This is a genomic window from Mesorhizobium sp. ArgA1 (assembly GCF_053714375.1).
In genome coordinates this window covers 128,405-152,677 of sequence record NZ_JBSKBQ010000010.1, presented here as the reverse complement: position 1 = coordinate 152,677, position 24,273 = coordinate 128,405, and the positions used below count along the sequence as shown (strand labels likewise).

At 63.3% G+C, this 24,273-nt stretch carries 25 protein-coding genes; 4 read left to right on the top strand and 21 right to left on the bottom strand.

Annotation, left to right across the window (positions count from 1 at the left end; genetic code table 11):
* Positions 1–292 precede the first annotated feature (292 nt).
* The 6 genes from ACWGTI_RS21500 to rplS all read right to left on the bottom strand — a co-directional run bounded on the left by ACWGTI_RS21500 (position 293) and on the right by rplS (position 4,758).
* Positions 293–928 (bottom strand): class I SAM-dependent DNA methyltransferase, encoded by a 636-nt coding sequence (locus tag ACWGTI_RS21500; RefSeq protein ID WP_454588969.1) that lies wholly within the window; start codon positions 926–928, stop codon positions 293–295.
* 55 nt (positions 929–983) lie between these two features.
* Positions 984–1,793 (bottom strand): amino acid ABC transporter permease, encoded by an 810-nt coding sequence (locus ACWGTI_RS21495; protein WP_454588968.1) that lies wholly within the window; start codon positions 1,791–1,793, stop codon positions 984–986.
* A gap of 296 nt (positions 1,794–2,089) precedes the next feature.
* Positions 2,090–2,890 carry a transporter substrate-binding domain-containing protein gene (locus tag ACWGTI_RS21490; protein ID WP_454588967.1) on the bottom strand — a complete coding sequence of 267 codons (801 nt, stop codon included), beginning with the start codon at positions 2,888–2,890 and terminating at the stop codon, positions 2,090–2,092.
* 237 nt (positions 2,891–3,127) lie between these two features.
* A complete protein-coding gene (locus ACWGTI_RS21485; protein WP_454588966.1) occupies positions 3,128–3,625 on the bottom strand; it encodes a MarR family winged helix-turn-helix transcriptional regulator in 498 nt (165 codons plus the stop codon).
* Positions 3,622–4,050 carry an organic hydroperoxide resistance protein gene (locus ACWGTI_RS21480; protein ID WP_454588965.1) on the bottom strand — a complete coding sequence of 143 codons (429 nt, stop codon included), beginning with the start codon at positions 4,048–4,050 and terminating at the stop codon, positions 3,622–3,624. Before ACWGTI_RS21480 ends, ACWGTI_RS21485 begins: the two co-directional genes overlap by 4 nt.
* A gap of 156 nt (positions 4,051–4,206) precedes the next feature.
* The gene (gene rplS / locus ACWGTI_RS21475) at positions 4,207–4,758 is read right to left on the bottom strand and encodes a 50S ribosomal protein L19 (RefSeq protein ID WP_142867183.1); all 552 of its coding nucleotides are present in this window, start codon (positions 4,756–4,758) and stop codon (positions 4,207–4,209) included.
* A gap of 341 nt (positions 4,759–5,099) precedes the next feature.
* On the opposite strand from rplS, the gene ACWGTI_RS21470 reads away from it, so the two are divergent.
* Positions 5,100–5,852: a sulfite exporter TauE/SafE family protein gene (locus tag ACWGTI_RS21470; RefSeq protein WP_454589007.1), complete on the top strand. Its 753-nt coding sequence runs from the start codon at positions 5,100–5,102 to the stop codon at positions 5,850–5,852.
* Here the strand turns inward: ACWGTI_RS21470 and trmD are convergent.
* Both trmD and rimM read right to left on the bottom strand, forming a co-directional pair.
* Positions 5,834–6,538 carry a tRNA (guanosine(37)-N1)-methyltransferase TrmD gene (gene trmD, locus ACWGTI_RS21465; protein WP_454588964.1) on the bottom strand — a complete coding sequence of 235 codons (705 nt, stop codon included), beginning with the start codon at positions 6,536–6,538 and terminating at the stop codon, positions 5,834–5,836. The genes ACWGTI_RS21470 and trmD overlap by 19 nt on opposite strands.
* Positions 6,535–7,134: a ribosome maturation factor RimM gene (rimM, locus tag ACWGTI_RS21460; protein WP_454588963.1), complete on the bottom strand. Its 600-nt coding sequence runs from the start codon at positions 7,132–7,134 to the stop codon at positions 6,535–6,537. The genes trmD and rimM overlap by 4 nt, the downstream gene beginning before the upstream one ends.
* 164 nt (positions 7,135–7,298) lie before the next feature.
* On the opposite strand from rimM, the gene ACWGTI_RS21455 reads away from it, so the two are divergent.
* Together ACWGTI_RS21455 and ACWGTI_RS21450 are read left to right on the top strand one after the other, a co-directional pair.
* A complete protein-coding gene (locus ACWGTI_RS21455) occupies positions 7,299–8,237 on the top strand; it encodes a tyrosine recombinase XerC (RefSeq protein WP_454588962.1) in 939 nt (312 codons plus the stop codon).
* A gap of 62 nt (positions 8,238–8,299) precedes the next feature.
* Positions 8,300–9,367: a TraB/GumN family protein gene (locus ACWGTI_RS21450; RefSeq protein ID WP_454588961.1), complete on the top strand. Its 1,068-nt coding sequence runs from the start codon at positions 8,300–8,302 to the stop codon at positions 9,365–9,367.
* Positions 9,368–10,135: 768 nt separating this feature from the next.
* Here the strand turns inward: ACWGTI_RS21450 and lpdA are convergent.
* From lpdA to mdh, 12 genes are all read right to left on the bottom strand, one after another.
* Complete coding sequence (gene lpdA, locus ACWGTI_RS21445) at positions 10,136–11,542, bottom strand: dihydrolipoyl dehydrogenase (protein ID WP_454588960.1); 1,407 nt, start codon at positions 11,540–11,542, stop codon at positions 10,136–10,138.
* 24 nt (positions 11,543–11,566) lie between these two features.
* Positions 11,567–12,322, bottom strand: a complete 756-nt coding sequence (locus ACWGTI_RS21440; RefSeq protein ID WP_454588959.1) for an SDR family oxidoreductase — start codon at positions 12,320–12,322, stop codon at positions 11,567–11,569.
* Complete coding sequence (locus tag ACWGTI_RS21435; protein WP_454589006.1) at positions 12,319–12,771, bottom strand: hypothetical protein; 453 nt, start codon at positions 12,769–12,771, stop codon at positions 12,319–12,321. Before ACWGTI_RS21435 ends, ACWGTI_RS21440 begins: the two co-directional genes overlap by 4 nt.
* Before the next feature lie 65 nt (positions 12,772–12,836).
* A complete protein-coding gene (locus ACWGTI_RS21430; RefSeq protein WP_454588958.1) occupies positions 12,837–13,418 on the bottom strand; it encodes a hypothetical protein in 582 nt (193 codons plus the stop codon).
* Between the two features lie 10 nt (positions 13,419–13,428).
* Positions 13,429–14,718 carry a 2-oxoglutarate dehydrogenase complex dihydrolipoyllysine-residue succinyltransferase gene (gene odhB, locus ACWGTI_RS21425; protein ID WP_454588957.1) on the bottom strand — a complete coding sequence of 430 codons (1,290 nt, stop codon included), beginning with the start codon at positions 14,716–14,718 and terminating at the stop codon, positions 13,429–13,431.
* 32 nt (positions 14,719–14,750) lie between these two features.
* Positions 14,751–17,738 (bottom strand): 2-oxoglutarate dehydrogenase E1 component, encoded by a 2,988-nt coding sequence (locus tag ACWGTI_RS21420; protein WP_454588956.1) that lies wholly within the window; start codon positions 17,736–17,738, stop codon positions 14,751–14,753.
* A 137-nt stretch (positions 17,739–17,875) separates the two neighbouring features.
* A complete protein-coding gene (gene sucD / locus ACWGTI_RS21415; protein ID WP_454588955.1) occupies positions 17,876–18,778 on the bottom strand; it encodes a succinate--CoA ligase subunit alpha in 903 nt (300 codons plus the stop codon).
* A 12-nt stretch (positions 18,779–18,790) separates the two neighbouring features.
* Positions 18,791–19,288, bottom strand: coding sequence for a DUF1579 family protein (locus ACWGTI_RS21410; RefSeq protein WP_454588954.1), 498 nt, complete (start codon positions 19,286–19,288; stop codon positions 18,791–18,793).
* Between the two features lie 2 nt (positions 19,289–19,290).
* Positions 19,291–19,662, bottom strand: coding sequence for a cupin domain-containing protein (locus tag ACWGTI_RS21405; RefSeq protein ID WP_454588953.1), 372 nt, complete (start codon positions 19,660–19,662; stop codon positions 19,291–19,293).
* 28 nt (positions 19,663–19,690) lie between these two features.
* Positions 19,691–20,182 (bottom strand): hypothetical protein, encoded by a 492-nt coding sequence (locus ACWGTI_RS21400; RefSeq protein WP_454588952.1) that lies wholly within the window; start codon positions 20,180–20,182, stop codon positions 19,691–19,693.
* A gap of 4 nt (positions 20,183–20,186) precedes the next feature.
* Complete coding sequence (gene sucC, locus ACWGTI_RS21395) at positions 20,187–21,380, bottom strand: ADP-forming succinate--CoA ligase subunit beta (protein WP_454588951.1); 1,194 nt, start codon at positions 21,378–21,380, stop codon at positions 20,187–20,189.
* A 19-nt stretch (positions 21,381–21,399) separates the two neighbouring features.
* Entirely contained in the window at positions 21,400–22,368 is a 969-nt protein-coding gene (mdh, locus tag ACWGTI_RS21390) for a malate dehydrogenase (protein WP_454588950.1), read from the bottom strand.
* A gap of 234 nt (positions 22,369–22,602) precedes the next feature.
* Between mdh and ACWGTI_RS21385 the strand changes: the two genes are divergently transcribed.
* A complete protein-coding gene (locus tag ACWGTI_RS21385; RefSeq protein ID WP_454588949.1) occupies positions 22,603–23,028 on the top strand; it encodes an N-acetyltransferase family protein in 426 nt (141 codons plus the stop codon).
* A gap of 37 nt (positions 23,029–23,065) precedes the next feature.
* Here ACWGTI_RS21385 and zapE read toward each other — a convergent pair whose 3' ends face one another.
* On the bottom strand, positions 23,066–24,268 hold the full coding sequence (gene zapE / locus ACWGTI_RS21380) for a cell division protein ZapE (RefSeq protein WP_454588948.1): 1,203 nt from the start codon (positions 24,266–24,268) through the stop codon (positions 23,066–23,068).
* Between the last annotated feature and the right edge of the window lie 5 nt (positions 24,269–24,273).

The following is a 24,273-nucleotide window of genomic DNA, read 5'->3' as shown; positions in this document are numbered from 1 at the left end:
GGCTCATACCAATGTTTTGGGTTTTCGGCAATTGGCGCGTCTTGTCAGAACTTGGGTTCCTCGCCCCACGAAGTGGGGAGAGGTGGCCCGGCGAAGCCGGGACGGAGAGGGGCCTGAGCGGCAGCCATGAAGTTACCGCATAAGAATCTTATAGGCTCTTGCCGACGACACCCCCACGCTCCGTTCCCACCGGATTTGACTTCGCGCCGGTCGTCCCCCGCTCCGTCCCGGCTTCGCCGGGCCACCTCTCCCCCGCGTAGCGGGGGCGAGGAACTGGCGCCAAGCTACCACCTCACAGCACCTCAAACACAAACGTCTTCACCAGCGCTTCCGGGTCGCCGATCGCGTAGCAGCGGAACCAAGGGCTTTGTTCGACCAGCCGCCATTTTCTTGCCTGCTCCAATTCGTCGAACACGGACTGAAACCCGCCGCTCTCAAAAACCTGATCGCGCACGGTGAAAATGGCGTGGCCGCCCTTTCGGGTGATGCGGACAAGCTCGTGCAGGCCGGACGCGGGCGCGTGGCTGATGGTGAACACGCCCGTCGAGAAGAAGGCACGGAAATGGCCGTCGGGCCAGGGCAGCGGGCCGCCGAGCATTGCCTTTTTCAAATCGCTGTAGGCATTGCGGCTGCCGGCGATCTTGAGCATGTCGTCGGAGAGGTCGAGTCCGGCGATCTCGCCGTAACCCAGCGCCTTCAGCGACGGCCCCGACAGGCCGGTACCGCAGCCGGCATCGAGCAGCGGTCCTTCGCCCACCGGCACATGGCGCGCCACCCAGGCGGTGATCAGGAACGGCAGCAGATAACCGAGCGAGGCGGTTTCGCTGTCATAGGTCGCTGCCCAGTCGGCATAAGCCTTGGCCAGCCCTTCCGGTGTGTCGGCCGAATAGACCGAGTCCAGCGCCGCATTGGCCTTGTCGACGGTCATCGCTTGTCCTCCGGAACGATCTTTTCTCGATCGTAGCCGTGTCCGCGCCGGACTTCTATTCCCCGTGCTGCCGACGCAGCCGCTGCTCCAGCGCCCTGAGCGCCAGCGACAGGCCGACGGTCAGGATGAGATAGATATAGGCGACGATCGAATAGGTCTCGAAGAAGCGGAACGAGCCGGCGGCGTAGATCTTGCCCATCTGCGTGATGTCGGCGACGCCGAGCACCGAGACCAGCGAGGAATCCTTGACCATGGCGACGAAGTCGTTGCCGAGCGGCGGCAAAATGGTGCGGATGGCCTGCGGAAACACGATCAGCCGGAAACGCTGCGTGCGCGAAAGACCCAGCGCCTTGGCCGCCTCGATCTGACCTTTCTCGACCGACTGGATGCCGGCGCGAAAGACCTCGGAGATGAAAGCGGAATAACCGATGGTCAACGCCATGATGGCCCGCCACAGCAGCGAGACGTCGCGCACCAGCAGTTCGCCGAGATAGCCGGCGCTCTGCAGCGGCGCGGTCAGCGCGTTCCATGCCGCGACGACGGCCGGCGCGCCGGCAAAGGCGATCCAGAACAACAGCACCAGGATCGGCACGCCGCGAATGATCTCGACATAGAAGCGGGCGATCTGGCTGAGCAAACGGGATCCCGACAATCCCATCAAGGCAATGCCGAGCCCGATGGCCGAGGCGAGAGCGAAGGCGACCACGGTGACAAAGACGGTGACGCCGATGCCCTTGGCGACGGTGGCGAACACCTGCGCGTAGAGGTCGCTGGCGGCAATATAGAGCGCGGCCGCGACGGCAAGCACGAGCGCGGCGGCAAGCCACCAGGGGAAGTCGGATTTGGGAGAGGCGGGCGCGGCCATTAACAGGCAACGCCGGTGAACAGCCCCCGTCGCATGAACTGCCAATCTCCCCCCTTGCGGGGGAGATGTCCGGCAGGACAGAGGGGGGTGCTGTCCCTCCGGCCTGTCAGCGGGTCAAATCCACGACTCTTGCCCGAATTCTCTTCTGAAAAGCTCAAAACAAAAGGGAAGCGTTCTTTCACACCCCCCTCTGCCCTGCCGGGCATCTCCCCCGCAAGGGGGGAGATTGGCAGCTCCGCCAATCCCGCCTGTATATTCACGTTTGCGATTAGCGAAAGCCGTTGCGCCAAGATGGACTACTGCCCCATCTTGTAGTCAAGAAACCACTTCTTGTTCAGGGCATCCAGCGTGCCGTCGGCCTTGAGCGCGGCGATGGCGGCGTTGACCGGCTTCACCAGATCGGACCCCTTCGGGAAGATGAAGCCGAAATCCTCGGTGCCGAGCGGGCCGCCGATCAGCTTGAGCTTGCCCTCGGAAGCATCGACATAACCCTTGCCGGCCGTGCCGTCGGTCAGCACGACATCGACGTCGCCGGATTTCAGCGCCTGCACGGTGGCGCCGAAGGTTTCGAACAGCTTGATGCGCGGGTTCTGCTCATTGCCGTCGAGCACGCTGTAGACGGCGGTGTAGAACGGCGTGGTGCCGGCCTGCGCGCCGATCAGCCCGTCCTTGAAGGCGCCGAAGGTCTTGGCGTCGGTGAAGCGGCTTTCATCGCCGCGCACCAGCATGAACTGCTCCGAACGCATATAGGGATCGGAGAAGTCGACCTTCTCCTTGCGGTCGTCCTTGATGGTGATGCCGGTCATGCCGATGTTGTACTGGTTGTCGGAAACCGCCTGGATCATCGCGTCCCAGGAGGTGTTCTGGTACTCGACCTTGAAGTTCAGCCGCTTGGCGATCTCGTCCATCGCGTCATATTCCCAGCCGATCTGCTTGCCCGTCTTGGCATCGATGAACTGCAGCGGCGGATAGGCGTTTTCCGTCACCACCACAACTTTCTTGCCGCCGAGGTCGGGCAGCGCGTCGGCCGCCCAGGCGGCGACGGGTGCGAGAAGACAGGCCGCGAGGACGGCCAGCAGCAGTTTCGATTTGGTCATGACACACTCCAGGGTGAGAAGCCCGTATGCAGCCGGGCTAACATGAAGATCCCGGCGCGACTTTAGCCGTCCGCAGACGGCTTGCAAGCCGGTCCGGTGCTTAAGGCCGGTTGAAAGCAGGATTTCAATGCCCCTAGCCGCCGCGGTTTTAGAACGCCTTGTGGCCGGCATTTATTCCGTGATCCGCCGCGGCAAACCAGGCCACTCCCGGACATAAGGGAAACCGTCAAATGACGGTCAGGATGTTGACGTCGCGTCACGCAACTTGGTGACAAACCCGGTCAAGGTCCGGTGCAGCGACTTCAGTTCGTCGACCTCGAGCGGCATGGCGCAGGCAAGGCCTGCGGACACATCCTTGATACGGGCGCGCAGCGCCTGGCCTTGTGCCGTGGGTTCGACCAGCACGCGACGCTCGTCGGCCGGATCGCGCCGGCGGGTGACCAGGCCACCCACCTCGAGCCGCTTGAGCAGCGGCGTCAGCGTCGCCGAATCGAGCCCCAGCGCATCGCCAAGCTCGCCGACCGTGCTCGGCGCATGCTGCCACAGCGCCAGCATCGCCAGATATTGCGGATAGGTCAGGCCGAGCGGGTCGAGCAGCGGCCGGTAGAGCTTGGTCATCAGCCCGCTCGCCGAATAGAGCGCAAAGCAGAGCTGCTGGTCGAGGCGCGGAACGGCGATCGTCCCGGCGGTGTCCGCCGGGACGTCGCTAGCTCTGGTTTCGGTCTTGGTCGTCATGCTGCCTTTGCCGGAAGCGCCACAGTCGAAAGCTCAACCTCAATATTGCCCTTGATCGCATTGGAGTATGGGCAAATCTGATGCGCCGCCGATACAAGCGCTTCCGCCTCTGCCTGATCAAGGCCTTTCGTCTCCGCGGCGAGGGCGACACCGAGTTTGAAGCCTTCGCCATGGGGAAGCAGGCTGACGGTGGAGGTCACCGACGCATCGGTCAGCGGCAGCTTCTGCTTGCGCGCAACGAAGCGGATGGCGCTTTCGAAGCAGGCGGCATAGCCGACCGCGAACAGCTGCTCGGGATTGGTGGCGCCACCCGATCCACCCAGTTCCCTGGGCAAAGCGAGGTCGACCTTGAGCAGGCCGTCGCTGGTCTCGCCGTGGCCGGCGCGACCACCGGTGACGCGAGCCTGAGTCGTGTAGAGTGCCATGTCGTATCTCCAATTTGCTTGTGCACGATTATTTAGTACACAAGATAATATAGAGTCAATCGCCCAGTCCGATTTTTAGCGGCTGAAATCGCTCACAGTCTGGTGAAACGAAAAAAGGCGGCCGAAGCCGCCTTTTCAAAATCCTTGGTCGAGATCTTACTCGGCCGGGGTGGCTTCCGCGGCGGCCTTGGCTGCGGCTTCAGCCTCGTCGGCGGCCTTCTTCTCGGCGGCTTCCTTTGCGGCCGTCTCGGCTGCCAGCGCCTGGGCGGCGGCGACCTTCTCGGCTTCGATGCGGGCCTTCTCGGCGTTCAGCGCGTCGCGCTCCTCATCGTTCAGCTTGCGGGCGCGCACGCCGGTGTTTTCTGAGATACGGGCCGACTTGCCGCGACGATCGCGCAAATAATAGAGCTTGGCGCGGCGCACCTTGCCGCGGCGCACGATCTCGACGCCTTCGACCATCGGCGAGAAGACCGGGAACACGCGCTCGACGCCTTCGCCATAGGAGATCTTGCGGACGGTGAAGTTTTCCTGGAAGCCGGCGCCCGAGCGGGCGATGACGACGCCTTCATAGGCCTGGACGCGGGTGCGGGTGCCCTCAGTCACGCGGACCTGGACGCGCACGGTGTCGCCGGGCTGGAATTCGGGAAGTTTGCGCTTGGCTTCGATCTTGGCGGCCTGTTCGGCCTCGAGCTGACGGATGATATCCATGTCAGTAATCCACTTCTTGTTCTTCCGACAGTCAGAGCGTCCGACACTCGCCTTGCAGTTCCATTGACCGCTCGGCTATGCCCTTTGTCTCCGAGACATCTGTCTTCGAAAACATTGGGCAGGGGCGACTACACCGTCATTGTTGACGGGTCCGGCAGATATTTCTTCCGGTTCGGGCGGGCACATACAGCTATTTCGCTCACTTGTCACGCCTTGGCCCTGTCTTTTTTGGTCGCATGCCACCACGCAATCGTCCAGTACGGGGTTGCGCCGACCCTTCAAGCTTCCTAAAGCCGCGCGAAGCATTGTTTCCCGGCGCCGTTCTCATGACAATATTCGACATGTCCGTTCTCGACGCAGTCCTGCTGTTTGCGGCAGGCTTTCTATCTGGCGCATGCAATGCGGTCGCCGGCGGCGGCACCTTCATCACTTTCGGCGCCATGAGCCTGGTCGGCGTGCCACCGATCGTCGCCAACGCCACCTCCTCGGTAACGCAGTTTCCCGGCTACGTCACCTCGACGCTCGCCTACTGGACCGACATCAAGCATTTCTGGCGCGGCGCGCTGCTGCTTTGCCTGATCTCGGCGGCCGGCGCGCTGGCGGGCGCCTTCATCCTTCTGGCGCTGTCCAACCCGTCTTTCAGGCTCATGGTGCCGTGGCTGCTGCTCGCCGCCACCGCACTATTCGCCGCCGGGCCGTGGCTGAAGCCGGCGCCCAAACCGGGCCACGAGGCTTCGGTAGGCTCGCTCGCCGGATCGCTGGCGCAGTTCCTCACCGCCGTCTATGGCGGCTTCTTCGGCGCCGGCATGGGGGTGATGATGCTGGCGACGCTCGGCTTGACCCAGGCCGGCGACTACCACCGGCTGAACGCGCTGAAGAACATGCTGGCCGTGGTCATCGCAGCGGTGGCGATCATCGTCTTCGTCTCCGGCGGCGTCGTGGCCTGGCCGCAGGCGATCGTCATGATCCCCGGTGGCGCGCTCGGCGGCTATGCCGGCGTCTGGATCGCCAAGCGCGTGCCGCAAAACGCGGTGCGCGGCTTCGTCATCGCCGTCGGCCTGTTCCTGGCGTTTTACTACTTCACCAAGGGCTGAGGCGAAGCGCCCAACAAATCCGGCCGCCGCTCCCTGGTCAGCCTCTCGGACTCCGCGCGCCGCCATGCGGCGATCTTCTTGTGATTGCCGGACACCAGCACGTCGGGGATCGGCCGGCCCTCAAATTCCTGCGGCCGGGTGTAGTGCGGATGTTCGAGCAGGCCGTTTTCAAAGCTTTCTTCTTCGCCCGACACCGCATTGCCCATGACGCCGGGCAGCAGCCGCACCACGGCGTCGAGCAGCACCAGTGCTGCCGGCTCGCCGCCGGAGAGGATGAAGTCGCCGATGGAAACCTCTTCCAGTCCACGCGCCTCGATCAATCGCTGGTCGACGCCTTCGAAGCGGCCGCAGACGATGACGGCGCCCGGCCCGGCGGCAAGCTCGCGGATACGCGCCTGCGTCAGCGGTTTGCCACGCGGGCTCATCAGCAGTTTCGGCCGCGAATCGCCGGTCAGCGACGTGTGGTCGATCGCCTTGGCCAGGACGTCGGCGCGCATGACCATGCCGGCGCCGCCACCGGCCGGGGTGTCGTCGACGGTGCGGTGTTTGTCCTCAGCAAAGTCGCGGATCTGGATCGTTTCCAGCGACCATTTGCCAGCCTCCAGCGCTCGCCCGGCCAGCGACAGGCCGAGCCCGCCCGGAAACATCTCGGGATAGAGCGTCAGCACCGAAGCCTTGAAGGTCACCGGTTGCCCCCGGCGTCGCGCGGTCCGCGTGGCCTGCCTTTGGGATTGAACTCCTCGTCGCGCGGGCCGCCACCATCCTCGTCCTCAAGCAGCCCGGCCGCGGCCGGGTCGACGCGGACATAACCTTCGGCGACCACCACCTGCGGCACGGCAGCCTGGGTGAACGGGATCAATACGCCTTTGCGCCCGCCGAGCGTGACGTCGAGAATATCGCCGCCGCCGAAATTGTGCACGGCGACCACCTTGCCCAGCACCGCACCCGTTTCGTCCCTCACCTCGAGCCCGACGAGATCGGCGTGGTAGAATTCGTCCTCCTCGCCATCGTCGGGCAGCATCGAGCGGTCGACGAACAGCTCGGTGCCGGCCAGCGCCTCGGCGGCGTTGCGGTCGGCAATGCCCTTGAAGCGCACCACGACGACAGTATTGGCCGGCCTTATGTCGATGATCTGGAAGGCGCGGCCGTCCTTGGCGTAGAGCGGCCCATAGTCAGCCAGGGCCAGCGGCTCCCCGGTGAAGGTTTTGACCCTGAGCTCGCCCTTGATGCCATGGGCAGCGCCGATCACGGCCATCTGGACGGGGTTCTGAGGCTTCGACATGGTTGACATCCTTTGCCTTGCTCTAACGCCGCCCCGGCGTCATTTCAATGATCGCTCGGTTGTCATTTCCAGTTGTCATCTCAATGACGGGCTCTTCACCGCTTCCTAACCTCGCCGTCGCAGGATGTTGGCCTGATGCGCAAAGGCGTAGGATCCGAACCCTGATGCAGGAATTTCTCATTCCGGCAAAACCCGACCTCCAGGCAGCGCGCGAGAGCTGGCTGAAGATGCTGACGCGCGAGCGCAGGCTGTCGCCGGCCACGATCGAAGCCTATGAGCGCGATACCAGACAGTTCCTGCATTTCCTGACCGGACATTGCGGCGGTTCGCCGGGCATCTCCGACATCGCCGCGCTGCGTCCCGCCGACCTGCGCGGCTTTCTCGCCGCGCGGCGCAACGCCGGCGCCGGCGCTCGTACGCTCGGCCGGGGTCTTGCCGGCATTCGCTCGCTGTTGCGCTTCCTCGAGCGGCGCGGCCTCGCCAACGCCGCCGGTGCGGCAGCGCTGCGCGCGCCGCGCCAGCCGAAATCGCTGCCCAAGCCGCTGACCGCCAGCGACGCCAAACATGTCGTCTCGGTGGAAGGCCAATTGGCGGAGGAGCCCTGGGTCGCCGCCCGCAATGCCGCCGTGCTGACGCTGCTCTACGGTTCGGGCCTGCGCATTTCCGAGGCGCTTGGCCTCAGCGCCGCCGACCTGGCGTCGGAAGCCGACACCGTGCTGCGCGTCACCGGCAAGGGCGGCAAGACCCGGCTGGTGCCGGTGCTGCCGGTGGCACTCAGAGCCATCGCCGAATACCGCAAACTGTGCCCCTATCATCTCGACCCCAAGGGCCTCTTGTTTCGCGGCGCCCGTGGCGGACCGCTCAATCCGGCCATCGTCCAGCGCGACATGGCCAAACTGCGCTCGGCGCTCAACCTGCCGGATACCGCGACGCCGCATGCCTTGCGCCACTCGTTCGCCACGCATCTGCTCGGCCGTGGCGGCGATTTGCGCACCATCCAGGAGCTGCTCGGCCATGCCAGCCTGTCGACGACGCAGGTCTACACCGGCGTCGATACCGCAAGGCTGCTCGAAATCTATGAGTCCGCGCATCCAAGGGCGTGAACCCTTCAATTTTGCCGTGCTGGTTAACCGTTTCGCCGCTTTTCGGTCCTAGAAAGGCGATCATGAAACGCGCCATTGCCATCGCCGACCGCGCGGCCCTCGTGTCGCTGAAGCTGCTTGTCGCGCTCAACGCGCTGTTTTTCCTGTCTTTCCTCGTCGTGCTGCTGCTTGCCATGGGCAAGGCGCACGCCGAAGCCCCGGTCTGCACCGGCGCCGATCTGCTGTCGGCCCTGCAGAAAGACGATCCCGCCACCTATGCCAGGATCGAGACGGAAGCGGCGGCGACGCCGAACGGCAAGGGCCTGTTGTGGAAGCTGGAAAAATCAGGCGAAAAGCCATCCTTCCTGTTCGGCACCATGCACATGACCGACCCGCGCGTGACCACGCTGCCGCCGGCCGCCAAGCGGGCCTACGACGCCGCCGGTACCATCATCATCGAGACCACCGACGTGCTCGACAAGCAGAAGATGATGGAGGCCATGCTCAAGGAACCCGAGTTGATGATGTTCACCGACAGCACAACGCTGTCCTCGCTGCTGTCGCCGGAGGATGCGGCGGTGGTGAACAAGGGGCTCGATGCACGCGGCATTCCGCCGGCGACCGTCTCCAAGATGAAGCCGTGGCTGCTGTCGGCAATGGTCGCGCTGCCGGTCTGCGAGGTCGCCCGCCAGGCCGGCGGCGCTCCGGTCCTCGACGTCAAACTGGCTGAGGACGCCAAGGCTAATGGAAAGCCGGTGGAGGGGTTGGAGACCGCCGCCGGCCAACTCCGTGCCATGGCTTCGCTGCCGCTCGCCTTTCACATCAAGGGGCTGGTCGAGACCCTGAAGCTTGGCGACAAGATAAACGACATCAACGAAACCATGATCGTGCTCTACCAGCGCGGCGACACCGGCACATTCTGGCCGCTTCTGCGTTCAATGTCCCCAGGCGAAGAAGAGGACGCCGCGGGGTACGCCGCCTTCGATCAGGCCATGATCACCGACCGCAACAAGGTGATGGTCGATCATGCCCAGCCGATCCTGGCCAAGGGCAACGTCTTCATGGCGGTCGGCGCCCTGCATCTTCCCGGCCCCGAAGGCCTGGTCGAGGATTTTCGCAAAGCGGGCTATACGGTCACCGCCGTCGACTGAGCTCTCACCCTGTGCCGAATCACGCAAGGTCCCGGCTCTGTTAGGGACAGCAACTGATTCGCAAGGCGGAGGCGGTTGGCCCTATTTTTGGCGGAAAAGGCCAGCTAAGCTCGTTTCTACCCATTCGTGATTGATTTTGCGGGGGAAATACAGGCCACCGAGCGGTTGCGAATCAGAATTATCCTGCGTTCGGCGATTTCCAGGCCTAGTATGAAACCCGTTCAACGGTTGCGCGTTGATGGGTGTTGTTTGATGCTTTTCATCCACGGAGGACACTTTTATGGCGAACCCTAACGACCCAGGCCCATCGCCCAGATCGGGCGGTGGCAGCGGCTGGCTCATTGCGCTTGTCGTAGTTATCCTGGCCATTGTCGCGTACTATGTTTTCGGACGAAGCGGCGAGCATCCGGCACCCGCCGAGCCGCCGGCAGCCAGCACACCGGCGCCCGCGCCTGCACCGGCTGAGCCGATGAAGCCCGCCGAACCGGCTCCCGCGCCAGCTCCTGCGCCTGAGCCCGCTCCGGCACCAGCCCCGGCTCCCGCGCCTGCTCCGGCCCCGGCGCCCGCACCGGCCCAGTAATCAGGTCCCTGATTTCAACGAAGAACGGCCCGCTGAAAAGCGGGCCGTTTTGTTTTGGGCACCACGGGAAAGGCCTATTGGAAACTCGCTTTCGAGAACCGGAGCGGAACGGACATTCAAGTCCGTGAGCACCGGAAGCGCAGAAAGTCGCGCCAGATGGCCTCCGGAGTAGAGTTTATGATGGGCCTTCAGATATGGATCGGCTTGAAGAATGTTGCCAGCGCCGCTTCCTTGACCGCTTCCGACATCGTCGGATGCGCGTGGCAGGTGCGAGCGAGATCTTCCGACGAGCCGCCGAACTCCATCAGCACCGCCGCCTCGTGGATCATCTCGCCGGCGCCGAAGCCGACAATGTGGACGCCGAGCACGCGGTCGCTGGCCTTGTCGGCGAGGATCTTCACAAAACCGTCCGTGTGCAACATGGCGCGTGCGCGGCCGTTGGCGGTAAACGGGAATTTGCCGATCTTGTAGTCGATGCCGGCCTTCTTCAGCTCTTCCTCGGTCTTGCCGACCGAAGCGATTTCCGGGCTGGTGTAGACGACGCTCGGGATGACGTCGTAGTTCACATGGCCGGCTTGGCCGGCAATGGTCTCGGCCACCGCCACGCCTTCATCCTCGGCCTTGTGCGCCAGCATCGGCCCGGCAATGACGTCGCCGATGGCATAGATGCCCGCCACATTGGTCCTGAGATGACCGTCGGTCTTGACCCGGCCGCGCTCGTCGACCTCGACGCCGGCTTCTTTCAGCCCGAGACTGTCTGAGAAAGCGCGACGTCCCGTCGAGATCAGCACCGCGTCGGCCTCGATGGTCTCGGCCGCTCCACCCTTGACCGGCTCGAAGGTAACCGTCGCGCCCTTCTTGGCCTTGGCGACACCGGTGACCTTGGCGCCGAGCTTGAACTCGAAACCCTGCTTGGACAGCAGGCGCTGGAACTGCTTGGAAACCTCGCCGTCCATGCCGCCCAGGATGGTGTCGAGGAACTCAACCACCGTGACCTTGGCGCCGAGCCGTGCCCAGACCGAGCCGAGCTCCAGCCCGATGACGCCGCCACCGACCACAACCAGATGGCCAGGCACTTTCTCCAGCGACAGCGCGCCGGTCGACGACAGGATCACCTTCTCGTCGAAGTCGACCTTGACGCCGGGAATGCCGGCGACGTCGGAGCCGGTGGCAATGACGATGTTCTTGGTCTCGATCTCCTCGACCTTGCCGTCCTCAGCCGTCACCGACACCTTGCCGGCGGCGACCACCTTGCCGGTGCCGCGGAAACTATCGATCTTGTTCTTCTTGAACAGGAAGGCAACGCCATTGACGTTGGCCGAAACGGTCGCGTCCTTGTGCGCCATCATCTTCTTCAGATTGAGTTTCGGCGCCGGTATCTCGACGCCCAGCGTATCGAAGGAATGGCCGGCCTCGGCGAACATCTCGGAGGCATGGAGCAGCGCCTTGGACGGAATGCAGCCGATGTTAAGGCAGGTGCCGCCGAAGGTGGCGTTCTTCTCGACCACGGCCACCTTCAGCCCAAGCTGCGCCGCCTTGATGGCGCAGACATAGCCGCCCGGTCCGGAGCCGATGATAACGACGTCATAAGCCATGTTTGTTTCCCTTTTGCTTGGGGCTCAGCGGCCGCCGCTGACATTCAGGATCGCGCCCGTCGTATAGGACGCTTCATCCGACAAAAGATAGAGAACGGCATGCGCGACTTCATCGGCGGTGCCGGCGCGTTTCATCGGCAGCATGTCCTGCATCCGGGCCACCCGGTCGGGCTGACCACCGGAGGCATGGATTTCGGTCTCGGTGATGCCCGGGCTGACGGCGTTGACGCGGACGCCCTCGCTCACCACCTCGCGCGCCAGCCCGACAGTGAGAGTGTCGATCGCGCCCTTGGACGCGGCGTAGTCGACGTATTCGCCGGGCGCACCGAGCCTCGCGGCCGCCGAGGAGATATTGACAATGGCGCCGCCCTTGCCACCATGCCGGGTCGACATACGCTTGACCGCCTCGCGGGCGCAGACGAAAGACCCGGTGACGTTGATGCGCATCATGCGCTCGACACGCTCGGCACTCATCTCGTCGACACGCGCCTTGACGTCGACGATGCCGGCATTGTTGACGAAGGCGTCGAGCCGGCCAAAGGCGCGGTCCACCGCCTCAAACATAGCAACGACATCGCCTTCGTTGCCAACATCGCCTTTGACCGCGATAGCCTCGCCGCCCGCCGCCTTGATTTCGGCGACCACCGCGTCGGCGGCAGTCTTGTTCGAGGCATAGTTGATCGCGACGCGGTACCCGGAGGCGGCGCCCAGCCGGCAGATGGCGGCGCCGATGCCGCGGCTGCCGCCGGTGACGAACAGCACCTTTTGCGCCGCGCTCATTCCTGGCAACCTTTCAGCAGAAACACGTCCCACGGCAGTTTCGAAAACCCCTTGGTCCCGAAGGCCGACGACATCTGCAGCGACGGCCCGAGATCGGGGAAGATCAGGCTCTGCGGTGCGTCCGCGCCTTCAGCCGCCAACAGCTCAATGTTGCCCTTGTCGTCGGCGCTGTAGACGACGCCCTGCCACACCGTGCAGGCGGCAAGCTCGTCCCCGGTCACGTCACCCGTCGGGCATTTGTACATCAGCGATCCGTGCGGCCGCGAAACCCCATCGGTCCACACGACGATGCCGTCGAGCACGACGCCCTTGTCGAGCACCATCTTGAACGAGTTGGTGACGGTGGCCGCGTCCATCGTCGGTCGGAAATCGATGCCGGCATTGCTCTCGGCATCGCCATAAACGGCGAGCGCCAGCGGACAGGCGGCGTGGGCGGCGGCCGGGATCATTGCCATGCCGACCGCTATCGACGAGGTCGACAGGCTTTCGGACAAGAGAGAACGGATCGTCATAGCTAGTCGCCTTGAACAGCTTGATCGACGATGAAAACGGTCGAAAGAAAATAGTCTATCTCGAATGCAACGTTTTCATTCCCGTCGACCGGAAACGCATTCACCTCGTATTTGAGGGTCAAGATGCGAGAACTCTCCGCCAGCTCGATATAAACGTCGCGCTCGCGACCGCCGCCGATTGCCCATTTGAGGTCGCTTTCGTTGAGGAACTGCAACGCCTTGGGCAAGGTACAAATGGCTATCGGTTTGGTGCCTGCAAAAGTCACGGGATACCGACCAACATCGACATCCAGATGGCCATGCCAGGTCGCCATCATTCCGCTCGGTTGCAATCTTCCGAAGACGGGTTCGATGCTGATCGACCGCAAGCGAAAATCGGGGCTGAAGAAGAATTCGCAATTCGTGCCGTATATGCACCAAGCAGATTCGGTGTCCCCGTGGCGAAAATGATTGTCAGTTCGCACATCCTCCGCGTCGATCAGTTCTCGAACCGTCTCACGGCTGCTTTTGCCGAGTTCGAGAGGACCCGCACAGCCTGTCGTCAGAAGCTCGAACAGATCTATCGGCGGGGCAGGTTCGGCCATTCCGGATCACTCAGAGGTCGAGCACCAGCCGCTCCGGATCTTCCAGGCTGTCCTTGACGCGCACCAGGAAGGTCACGGCTTCCTTGCCGTCGACGATGCGGTGATCGTAGCTCAGCGCCAGATACATCATCGGCCTGATCACGATCTGGCCGCCGACCACGACCGGCCGGTCCTGGATCTTGTGCATCCCCAAAATGCCCGACTGCGGCGCGTTGAGGATCGGCGTCGACATCAGCGAGCCGTAGACACCTCCGTTGGAGATGGTGAAGGTGCCGCCCTGCATGTCGGCGACCGACAGCTTGCCGTCGCGCGCGGCAATGCCAAGCCGGCCGATCTCCTTCTCGATCTCGGCGATGGACATCTGGTCGGCGTCGCGCACCACCGGCACGACGAGGCCCTTTTCGGTGCCGACGGCGACGCCGACATGGGCAAAATTCTTGTAGATGATGTCAGTGCCGTCGATCTCGGCATTGACCGCCGGGATCTCCTTCAAGGCGTGGGTGACCGCCTTGGTGAAGAAGCCCATGAAGCCGAGCTTCACGCCGTGCTTCTTCTCGAAGATATCCTTGTATTTGGTCCTGAGCGCCATCACCGCGGACATGTCGACCTCGTTGAAGGTGGTCAGCATGGCGGCGGTCGACTGCGCTTCCTTCAGCCGGCGCGCAATGGTCTGGCGCAGCTTGGTCATGCGCACGCGCTCTTCGCGCGAGGCATCGTCGCCGGAAGACGGCGCACGCACTGCGATCGGGGCCGGTGCAGCCTTCGGCATTTCGGCCGGCTGCGACGGTGCGCCCTTGGAAATGGCGTCGAGCACGTCGCCCTTCAACACCTGGCCGCGCTTGCCAGAGCCGGAGACCTGATCGACCGACAGATTGTGTTCCGCGATCAGTTTGGCTGCGGCCGGCGCCGGCGGCATCGAGCGCGGCTCGACCGTGCCGGCATCGCCGGCGATCTTGGCGGTCTCTGCCGCGGCCTGCTTGGTGGTATGCGCGGCGTCCGGGCTCGACGCCTGCGCCACCGACTTGGTCTCCTGCTTGCTTGCCGGAGCCGCGGCGGCAGCGCCACCTGCCGAGATCATCCCAAGCAAAGCGCCGACGCCGACCGTCTCGCCTTCCTTGGCGGCGATCTCGCCCAGCGTGCCGGCGGCAGCGGCAGGCACTTCCACCGTCACCTTGTCGGTTTCGAGCTCGACCAGCGGCTCGTCGACGGCAATGGCATCGCCGACCTTCTTGAACCATTTGCCGATGGTCGCCTCGGTGACGGATTCGCCGAGAGTGGGAACGCGGATTTCGGTAGCCATTGTGCCTGTCCGTTTCTTCTCTGTTCTGTTCTTTATTCGCCGAGCGCGTCTTCGAGCAGGGCGGCGAGCTGTGCCAGATGCTTGGACATCAGCCCGGTCGCCGGCGATGCCGCCGCCGGCCTGCCGGTGTAGCGCACCCGCTGATGCTTGGCGTCGATATGCGCCAGCACCCATTCCAGATACGGATCGATGAACGACCAGGCGCCCATGTTCTTGGGCTCTTCCTGACACCACACCATCTCGGCGTTACGGAAACGCGACAGTTCGGTGATCAGCGCCTTGGCCGGGAACGGATAGAGCTGTTCGACGCGCAGCAGATAGATGTCGTTGATGCCGCGCTTCTCGCGCTCCTCGTAAAGGTCGTAATAGACCTTGCCCGAGCACAGCACGACGCGGCGGATCTTGGAATCCTTGGTGAGCTTGATCGCCTGGTTCTGCAACAGCTGGGCATCGTCCCAAAGCAGCCGGTGGAACGAGCTTTCGCCCGAAATCTCCGGCAGCGTCGACACCGCCCGCTTGTGGCGCAGCAGCGACTTCGGCGTCATCAGGATCAGCGGCTTGCGGAAGTCTCGCTTCAGCTGCCGGCGCAAGATGTGGAAGTAATTAGCCGGCGTCGTGCAGTTCGCGACTTGCATATTGTCTTCGGCGCAAAGCTGCAGGAAGCGCTCGAGCCGGGCCGAGGAATGTTCCGGACCCTGGCCCTCATAGCCATGCGGCAACAGGCAGACGAGGCCCGACATTCTGAGCCACTTGCGTTCTCCGCTAGAGATGAACTGGTCGAACACCACCTGGGCGCCGTTGGCAAAATCGCCGAACTGCGCTTCCCACAAGGTGAGCGCCTTCGGCTCGGCCAGGCTGTAGCCATATTCGAAGCCCAGCACCGCCTCTTCCGACAGCATCGAGTTGATGACTTCGTAGCCCGCCTGCGCCGCCGACAGATTGTTGAGCGGGATATAGCGGGTCTCGTCGCGCTGGTCGTAGAGCACCGAATGGCGCTGCGAGAAGGTGCCGCGTTCCGAATCCTGGCCCGACAGCCGGATCGGATTGCCGTCGAGCAGGATGGCGCCGAAGGCCAGCGCCTCGGCCGTCGACCAGTCGATGCCTTCGCCGGAGTCGATCGCCTGGCGGCGGTTTTCGAGGAAGCGGATGATGGTCTTGTGCGCTTCGAAACCCTTCGGCACCTCGGTCAGCTTCTTGCCGATGTCCTTCAGCACCTTGACCGGCACGGCGGTCTTGCCGCGGCGCTGTTCATCCTGGTTGTCGGCGGTGCGCAGACCCGACCAGGCGCCGTCCAGCCAGTCGGCCTTGTTGGGCTTGTAGTGCTGGCCGACTTCCCATTCCTGCTCCAGATGCGCGCGCCAGTCGGCCCTCATCTTGTCGAGCTCGGCCTGGGTGATATGGCCTTCGGCGATCAGCCGGTCGCCATAGATCTGCACCGTCGTCTTATGGTTGCGGATGTTGGCGTACATGATCGGCTGGGTGAAGGACGGCTCGTCGCCCTCATTGTGGCCGAAGCGGCGGTAGCAGAACATGTCCACGACCACCGGCTTGTGGAACTTCATGCGGAATTCGATCGCCACCTTGGCGGCATGGACCGTAGCTTCCGGATCGTCGCCATTGACGTGGAAGATCGGCGCCTCGATCATCTTGGCGACGTCGGACGGATAGGGCGACGAGCGCGAGAAGCGCGGATTGGTGGTAAAGCCGATCTGGTTGTTGATGATGAAATGCAGCGTGCCGGCGACGCGGTGGCCGCGCAGGCCCGACAGGCCGAGGATTTCGGCGATCACGCCCTGGCCGGCAAAAGCGGCGTCGCCATGCAAGAGCAGCGGCAGCACCTTGGCGCGTTCCTCCAGCGGCACGATCTCCTCGCGGCTGCGGCCGAACAGATAGTCCTGCTTGGCCCGCGCCTTGCCCATCACCACCGGATCGACGATTTCCAGATGCGAGGGATTGGCGGTCAAGGACAGATGCACCTTGTTGCCGTCGAACTCGCGGTCGGACGAGGCGCCGAGATGGTACTTCACGTCGCCCGAACCTTCGACCTCATCGGGGGCGGCCGAGCCGCCCTTGAACTCGTGGAAGATGGCGCGGTGCGGCTTGGCCATCACTTGGCTGAGCACGTTGAGCCGACCGCGATGCGCCATGCCGAGCACGATCTCCTTCATGCCAAGTTGGCCGCCCCGCTTGATGATCTGCTCCAGCGCCGGGATCAGCCCTTCGCTGCCATCGAGGCCGAAGCGCTTGGTGCCCTTGTACTTGACGTCGATGAACTGCTCGAAACCTTCGGCCTCGACCAACTTCTGCAGGATCGCCTTCTTGCCGGCGGCGGTGAAGGAGATCTCCTTGTCGGTGCCTTCGATGCGGGCCTGGATCCAGGCCTTCTCCTCGGGGTCTGAGATGTGCATGAACTCGACGCCGAGCGTCGAGCAATAGGTGCGGGTGAGAATCTCCAGCATCTGCCGGATGGTGCCGAATTCGAGGCCCAGCACATTGTCGAGGAAGATCGGCCGGTCGTAGTCGGCTGATGTAAAGCCGTAATTCTCCGGCGACAGCTCGTTATAGTCCTCGAGCGGCTTGGCGATGCCGAGCGGATCGAGATTGGCGTGCAGATGGCCGCGCATGCGGTAGGCGCGGATCATCATGATGGCACGCACCGAATCGCGCGTCGCCTGGTGCACGTCGGCATCCGACAGCACGACGCCGTTGGTGACCGCTCTGTCCTTGACCTTCTTTTCGACCGTCTTCTCGACCAGGCCCCAATTGCCGTCGAGCGCCGACACCAGTTCGCCATTGGCCTGCAGCGGCCAGGAGGGCTTTGCCCAGGAGGCGCCCTTGGCGTTCTTGCGCACATCGCCGGCGTCGTCCTTAAGCGCCGCGAAGAAGTCCTGCCATTCGGGGTTTACCGACTCCGGATCATCCTCATACGACGCGTAAAGCGCGTCGATATAGTCGGCATTGCCGCCATAGAGGAAAGAGGTGAGCGAAAATTGGTCGTTGGCCTGATCGTTGCGTGACATGTCACTTGTCGGAGCCCTGGCTCCGTCTCCTGTTTAGAGCGAATAGGGAGCAGCGAATAGCGAGTAGGGATTTCCCGGGTCGCGCTGCTACTCTGTTTTCCCTATTCGCTATTCGCTACTCACTATTCGCTACTGCCTTATCCCTTGATCGCCTCGACCAGCGTCGTGCCCAGACGCGCCGGCGATGGCGAAACCTTGATCCCTGCCGATTCCATGGCCGCGATCTTGTCTTCCGCGCCGCCCTTGCCGCCCGAAATCACCGCGCCCGCATGGCCCATGGTACGGCCGGCCGGCGCGGTGCGCCCGGCAATGAAGCCCGCCATCGGTTTCTTGCGGCCGCGCTTGGCCTCGTCCTTGAGGAACTGCGCGGCGTCTTCCTCGGCCGAACCGCCGATCTCGCCGATCATGATGATCGATTTGGTCTCGTCGTCGGCGAGGAACATTTCCAGCATGTCGATGAACTCGGTGCCTTTGACCGGATCGCCGCCGATGCCGACGGCAGTGGTTTGGCCGAGGCCGACATTGGTGGTCTGGAACACTGCCTCATAGGTGAGCGTTCCCGAGCGCGAAACAACGCCGACCGAGCCCTTGCGGAAGATGCTGCCGGGCATGATGCCGATCTTGCATTCGTCGGGGGTGAGCACGCCCGGACAGTTCGGCCCGAGCAGCCGCGAGGTCGAGCGGTCGAGCCGCGCCTTGACCTTGACCATGTCCATGACCGGAATGCCTTCGGTGATACAGACGATCAGCGGTATCTCTGCCTCGATCGCCTCGATGATCGCTTCGGCCGCGCCCGCCGGCGGCACATAGACCACCGAAGCGTTGGCGCCGGTCTTTTCCTTGCCCTCGGCGACCGAAGCGAAGATCGGCAGGCTTTCGCCCTTGGCGCCGGTCCAGGTCTCGCCACCCTTCTTGGGATGGATGCCGCCCACCATCTTGGTGCCGTGATAGGCGAGCGCCTGTTCGGTATGGAACGTGCCGGTCTTGCCGGTCAGGCCCTGCACCAGCACCTTGGTGTTCTTGTCGATGAGGATGGACATCGGAGCCCTTTTCTAAAAACCGTTGATCGAGGAAGGCGAGACGCGCCGGTAGACGCCGCTCACCATGTCTTGCCAGCTGTCGCTGCCGGCAGGTTTGAAATGCAGTCGCATGCGGTAGGCATCGGCATTGTCGAAAATATAGGTCACACGCGCGGCGCCGCGCGGCGACGACCGCTCCAGGACCAGCTCGCCGCCGTTCCATGAACCCGTGGCCGGCGACGCCGGCACAAAGCCCATCGAATCGAACTGGTGCATTGTGACGACTTTGGCCTGCTGGTCGAAGCCGAACACATTGTGCGAGCCGAACGAGACAGTACCGTCGCGGCGCTGCTTGTAGCGCTGCACCACGAACAGGCCGCCGAACTGCGCCTCTGCCAGCACATCCGACGTCGCCGTGCCGCCATCGGCCCATTGTGTTTCCGCCACCTCTTCCTCGCCGCTCCACGCGCCAACCAGCGCCTGCAGGCGCTGGTGATCGGGCGAGAGTGAGGAGAAGGACGCCGCGTTCATGGTCAGAGCCGCTTCAAATCGGTGACGGTGAGGTCGCTCTTGGCATTGCCGGTGTTGAGCGTCGTCGCCGGCTCGAACATCAAGACGACCGGCTCCGCGGTCAGCGACCGCGGGCGGTGCTCGACGCCCTTAGGCACGACGATGAAATCGCCCTCGCCGAGCTCGACCGGACCGTCGCGGAAATCGATGGCGATCCTGCCACGAAGCACGAGGAAGGCCTCGTCCTCATGCTCATGCGCATGCCAGTCGAATATCTCGCCGAACTTGGCCACCTTGGCCTGGCTGTCATTGACGTCGCCGGCAATATGCGGATCGAAGACCTTCTTGATCTTCTGATCCGCCGCCTCGACGAGGTTTATCTTGCGCGGAGGCATCGTTATCGACCTCTGGCGGGTTGCGGATTCAAGCCGGGCATTGCTTCTTCCCGTGAACGACAGCGCCGATCCATTGCCCCTTAGCCTCATGCGTCGTCACGACTTGAACGGACAGTTCGCCGTCGGTCGTCTTGAGCAGTCCAAGGGATTCAGGATCATCGTCTGCCTGAAACCTGCTACCATATTTGGAAAGCAGCCTCTTCAAGATCATATTGGCGGCAAGCTTCGGATTGTCGGTGCCAAACGAAACCAGGCAGTCGCATTGGCCGCCAACATTCCTGATCGAGGCAACAATTTCCGTTTCCTTATAAATCTGATGGCCCTTGAAGTCCGGCCGAAAACCATTCCCTCGGGCGGCGGCGTTAAACCTACCGAAGCTAGGCGCTGTCGCCGGACACAAAGTCATGAACAGATTGACCCGCTTGCCGATCCAGACAGGCGATGCCGGATCTTCGGCCGAAGTCGCTGGGCTGGCCCAAAGGGCCATGCCGGTCAGCGTTATGGCCAGCAGCAGCCGCATCCGCTCAGCCCTTCACCGCCGCCACGATCTTCTTGGCCGCATCGTCGAGATCATCGGCCGACACCACGTTGAGGCCGCTGTCGTTGATGATCTTCTTGCCGAGTTCGGCATTGGTACCCTCGAGCCGCACCACCAGCGGCACTTGCAGGCCGACTTCCTTGACCGCGGCAATCACGCCTTCGGCGATGATGTCGCACTTCATGATGCCGCCGAAGATGTTGATCAAAATGCCTTTGACCGCCGGATCCTTGGTGATGATCTTGAACGCCGCCGTCACCTTCTCCTTCGACGCGCCGCCGCCGACATCGAGGAAGTTGGCGGGCTCCGCGCCGTAGAGCTTGATGATGTCCATCGTCGCCATGGCGAGACCGGCGCCATTGACCATGCAGCCGATATTGCCATCGAGCGCGACATAGGCGAGGTCGTATTTCGACGCCTCGATCTCCTTCTCGTCCTCTTCGGTGGTATCGCGCAGTTCCATCAGCTCGGGATGGCGAAACAGCGCGTTGTTGTCGAACGACACTTTTGCGTCGAGCACGCGCAGCCGGCCGTTCTTCATCACGATCAGCGGGTTGACCTCGAGCAGGCTCATGTCCTTCTCGACAAAGGCCTTGTAGAGGATCGGGAACAGCGTGGCGGCATCCTTGGCGGCGTCGCCAGTGAGCCCCAGCGCTTCCACCAGAATGTCGACGTCGATGGTCGTCACGCCGGCCAACGGATCGATGGCGCGGGTGATGATCTTTTCCGGCGTGTCGTGGGCGACGCCTTCAATGTCCATGCCGCCTTCGGTCGAGACGACGAAAGCGATGCGGCCGACCGCGCGGTCGACCAGGATCGACAGGTAAAGCTCGCGCTCGATATCGGCCCCGTCCTCGATATAGAGGCGGTTGACCTGCTTGCCGGCCGGGCCGGTCTGCTTGGTCACCAGCGTGTGGCCGAGCATCTCGTTGGCGTTGGCAACGACATCGGCGACCGACTTGGCCAGCCGCACGCCACCCTTGGCGTCGGCGGGCAACTCCTTGAACTTGCCCTTGCCGCGGCCGCCGGCATGGATCTGGCTCTTCACCACATAAAGCGGGCCGGGCAGCGACTTGGCGGCGGCTTCCGCCTCGCTCGCCTTGAACACCGGGACGCCTTCGGCCACCGGCGCGCCAAAGCCCTTCAGCAGCGCCTTGCCTTGATATTCATGGATGTTCATCTGGATGGTCTCCGGGGGATCACTTGGAGGCGAGATGCGGGGCGATCTTGACGCAGGCCTCGGTCAGGCCCTGCACCGTCGCGACCGAAGCGTCGAACATCTTCTGCTCGGCCTTGTTGAGGTCGATCTCGATGATGCGCTCGACGCCGCCGGCGCCGATGACCACGGGAACGCCGACATAGGTGCCCTTGACGCCGTACTGGCCCGACAGATGCGCGGCGCAAGGCAGCACGCGCTTTTTGTCCTTGAGGTAGGATTCAGCCATCGAGATGGCCGAGGCGGCCGGCGCATAGTAGGCCGAGCCGGTCTTCAGGAGACCGACGATCTCGGCGCCGCCGTCGCGGGTGCGCTGCACGATCTGGTCGAGCTTTTCCTTCGAGGTCCAGCCCATCTTGATGAGATCGGGCAGCGGAATGCCGGATACCGTCGAATAACGGATCATCGGCACCATGCTGTCGCCGTGGCCGCCGAGCACGAAGGCGGTGACGTCCTCAACCGAGACCTTGAACTCCTCGGCCAGGAAGTAGCGAAAGCGCGCGCTGTCGAGCACGCCGGCCATGCCGACGACATGGGTCTTGGGCAGGCCCGAAAACTTCTGCAGCGCCCACACCATTGCGTCGAGCGGGTTGGTGATGCAGATGACGAAAGCCTTCGGCGCGTACTTCTTCAGCCCGGCGCCGACCTGTTCCATGACCTTGAGGTTGATGCCGAGCAGATCATCGCGGCTCATGCCCGGCTTGCGCGGCACGCCGGCGGTGACGATGCAGACGTCGGCGCCCTCGATGCCGGCATAATCATTAACGCCGGTCAGCCTGGCATCGAAGCCGTCGACCGGCGACGACTGCGCGATATCGAGCCCCTTGCCTTGCGGAATGCCCTCGGCAATATCGAACAGCACCACGTCGCCGAGGTCCTTGAGACCGATCATGTGGGCGAGCGTGCCGCCGATCATGCCGGAGCCGATAAGCGCTATCTTGTTGCGTGCCATGTGAGGAAATTTTCCCTTTGACTGTGACGACGCCCAAATCCTGGATGACTTGGTTGACGACGTCGAGGAAGAGGCCGGAATGCTGTGGTCTCAGCGAGATTTCGCCGCATCCAGTAGCCCCGGTCGAAAAAATATTCAATCGATTATTTCAAGCTGAATATTTTCAATCGGTTAGAAACGCTGGGATTTACGTAAACGTCAAAGTCTATGAGCCGACTTGGGAGGTTTTACACAATGAATATGGAAATCAGAAGACTCTATGCCGGCGATGACGCCCTTGTGAAGCGGATCGCCGAAGACGTGTTCGACGAGCCCGTGCGCCCTGACAGGCTTGCCGCGTACCTCGCCTCGCCAGGTCATATGATGATTGTCGCGCTGGTGGATGGTGTCGTCGTCGGTCAATGCGCCGCCGTCATCCACCGCCATCCCGATAAGGTGAGCGAGCTCTACATCGACGAAGTCGGCGTCTCGCCGGCCTTCCGGCGCCAGGGCATCGCGCGCAAAATGCTCGACGCCATGTTCGCGCTCAGCCGCGAGCAGGGCTGCGGCGAAGCCTGGGTCGGCACCGAACCGGACAACACGCCGGCCCGCGCGCTTTATGAGTCGCGCAAGCCGCATGGGCCGGCGGAGGGGTTTGTCATGTATGTCTATCAGTTGTAGAGGGGCGCGAAGGATCGCTACCTTATTGGACCCCGTGTCAGGCCTGTGCCTGCTCCACTCCAACCAATGCCGCCTTCTCCTTCCGCCTTTCCGCCCAATCCTCCAGCCAGTCGCGGCTTTGCATCTCGATGAGCCGCGAAGCCGTGCGTTCGAATTCGAACACTTCGTTGCCGCGCTTGGCTGTGTAGAGCTGCTGCGGCGCGGCCTCGGCGCTCACCACCAGCCGCACATGATGATCGTAGAGCGTGTCGATCAACAGGATGAAGCGCTTGGCTTCGTTGCGTCGTCCTTCGCCGAGTACGGGGATGTGTTCGATGAAGATGGTCGAGAAGCGGCCGGCGATGGCCAGGAAATCGCGCGCGCCGAGCGGCTTTTCGCAAAGGTCGGCGAAGGAAAATCGCGCCGCGTCGCCGGCCGCCGCCGGTACAACCACCTGGCGGCCCTTCACTGCTACGGTCGTCTCGGCGACCGGCGCGCCCCGTGTCATCACCTGCCAGGCCTCGTCCAGCATGCGGTCGGCCTCGGTATCTGCCGGCGTGACATAGACCGGCGTGCGGGCGAGTTTTTCCAGCCGGTAGTCCTTGTCGGCGTCAAGCGACAGCACATGGGCGTGGCGCTCGAGAATGCTGATGAAGGGCAGAAAGAGCTGGCGGTTCAGTCCGTCGCGATAGAGATTTTCGGGCGCGACATTGGAGGTGGCGACCAGCACCACGCCATTGGCAAACAGCGCCGAGAACAGCCGCGACAGGATCATCGCATCGGCAATGTCGGTGACTGAGAATTCGTCGAAGCACAGCACCCAGGCCTGTTCGGAGAGCGCCAGCGCCACCGGCGGGATCGGGTCGTCCTCCTTGACGTCGCCGTTCTTTCGCGCGGCCCGGTGCTTCTGGATGCGGTCCTGCACATCGGCCATGAAGTCGTTGAAATGGACACGGCGCTTGCGGCGGACCGGCAACAGCTCGAAGAACATGTCCATCAGCATGGTCTTGCCGCGGCCGACGCCGCCATGGATGTAGAGGCCTTTGACGACTTCGCGTGTCTCGCGCTTGCGGGCAAACAGCCAGCCAAGCGCGCTCGACTTTTGCGCCAGCCGCTTGACCGAGATCTCGTCGGTCAGCCGGTCGAGTGCGGCGGCGATTCGCTCCTGCGCCGGATCGCGTTCGATGGCACCGGTGTCGACCAGATGGTCGTAGCGCTGCCTGACGGTCGCATGGGTCTGGAGGCCGTCACGCAGATGCATCGGTC

Coding starts and splice junctions, on each gene's coding strand:
- ACWGTI_RS21500 (WP_454588969.1), bottom strand. CDS start 928: ATGACCGTCGACAAGGCCAATGCGGCGCTGGACTCGGTCTATTCGGCC.
- ACWGTI_RS21495 (WP_454588968.1), bottom strand. CDS start 1,793: ATGGCCGCGCCCGCCTCTCCCAAATCCGACTTCCCCTGGTGGCTTGCC.
- ACWGTI_RS21490 (WP_454588967.1), bottom strand. CDS start 2,890: ATGACCAAATCGAAACTGCTGCTGGCCGTCCTCGCGGCCTGTCTTCTC.
- ACWGTI_RS21485 (WP_454588966.1), bottom strand. CDS start 3,625: ATGACGACCAAGACCGAAACCAGAGCTAGCGACGTCCCGGCGGACACC.
- ACWGTI_RS21480 (WP_454588965.1), bottom strand. CDS start 4,050: ATGGCACTCTACACGACTCAGGCTCGCGTCACCGGTGGTCGCGCCGGC.
- rplS (WP_142867183.1), bottom strand. CDS start 4,758: ATGGATATCATCCGTCAGCTCGAGGCCGAACAGGCCGCCAAGATCGAA.
- ACWGTI_RS21470 (WP_454589007.1), top strand. CDS start 5,100: ATGTCCGTTCTCGACGCAGTCCTGCTGTTTGCGGCAGGCTTTCTATCT.
- rimM (WP_454588963.1), bottom strand. CDS start 7,134: ATGTCGAAGCCTCAGAACCCCGTCCAGATGGCCGTGATCGGCGCTGCC.
- ACWGTI_RS21455 (WP_454588962.1), top strand. CDS start 7,299: ATGCAGGAATTTCTCATTCCGGCAAAACCCGACCTCCAGGCAGCGCGC.
- ACWGTI_RS21450 (WP_454588961.1), top strand. CDS start 8,300: ATGAAACGCGCCATTGCCATCGCCGACCGCGCGGCCCTCGTGTCGCTG.
- lpdA (WP_454588960.1), bottom strand. CDS start 11,542: ATGGCTTATGACGTCGTTATCATCGGCTCCGGACCGGGCGGCTATGTC.
- ACWGTI_RS21440 (WP_454588959.1), bottom strand. CDS start 12,322: ATGAGCGCGGCGCAAAAGGTGCTGTTCGTCACCGGCGGCAGCCGCGGC.
- ACWGTI_RS21435 (WP_454589006.1), bottom strand. CDS start 12,771: ATGATCCCGGCCGCCGCCCACGCCGCCTGTCCGCTGGCGCTCGCCGTT.
- ACWGTI_RS21430 (WP_454588958.1), bottom strand. CDS start 13,418: ATGGCCGAACCTGCCCCGCCGATAGATCTGTTCGAGCTTCTGACGACA.
- odhB (WP_454588957.1), bottom strand. CDS start 14,718: ATGGCTACCGAAATCCGCGTTCCCACTCTCGGCGAATCCGTCACCGAG.
- ACWGTI_RS21420 (WP_454588956.1), bottom strand. CDS start 17,738: ATGTCACGCAACGATCAGGCCAACGACCAATTTTCGCTCACCTCTTTC.
- sucD (WP_454588955.1), bottom strand. CDS start 18,778: ATGTCCATCCTCATCGACAAGAACACCAAGGTGCTGGTGCAGGGCCTG.
- ACWGTI_RS21410 (WP_454588954.1), bottom strand. CDS start 19,288: ATGAACGCGGCGTCCTTCTCCTCACTCTCGCCCGATCACCAGCGCCTG.
- ACWGTI_RS21405 (WP_454588953.1), bottom strand. CDS start 19,662: ATGCCTCCGCGCAAGATAAACCTCGTCGAGGCGGCGGATCAGAAGATC.
- ACWGTI_RS21400 (WP_454588952.1), bottom strand. CDS start 20,182: ATGCGGCTGCTGCTGGCCATAACGCTGACCGGCATGGCCCTTTGGGCC.
- sucC (WP_454588951.1), bottom strand. CDS start 21,380: ATGAACATCCATGAATATCAAGGCAAGGCGCTGCTGAAGGGCTTTGGC.
- mdh (WP_454588950.1), bottom strand. CDS start 22,368: ATGGCACGCAACAAGATAGCGCTTATCGGCTCCGGCATGATCGGCGGC.
- ACWGTI_RS21385 (WP_454588949.1), top strand. CDS start 22,603: ATGAATATGGAAATCAGAAGACTCTATGCCGGCGATGACGCCCTTGTG.
- zapE (WP_454588948.1), bottom strand. CDS start 24,268: ATGCATCTGCGTGACGGCCTCCAGACCCATGCGACCGTCAGGCAGCGC.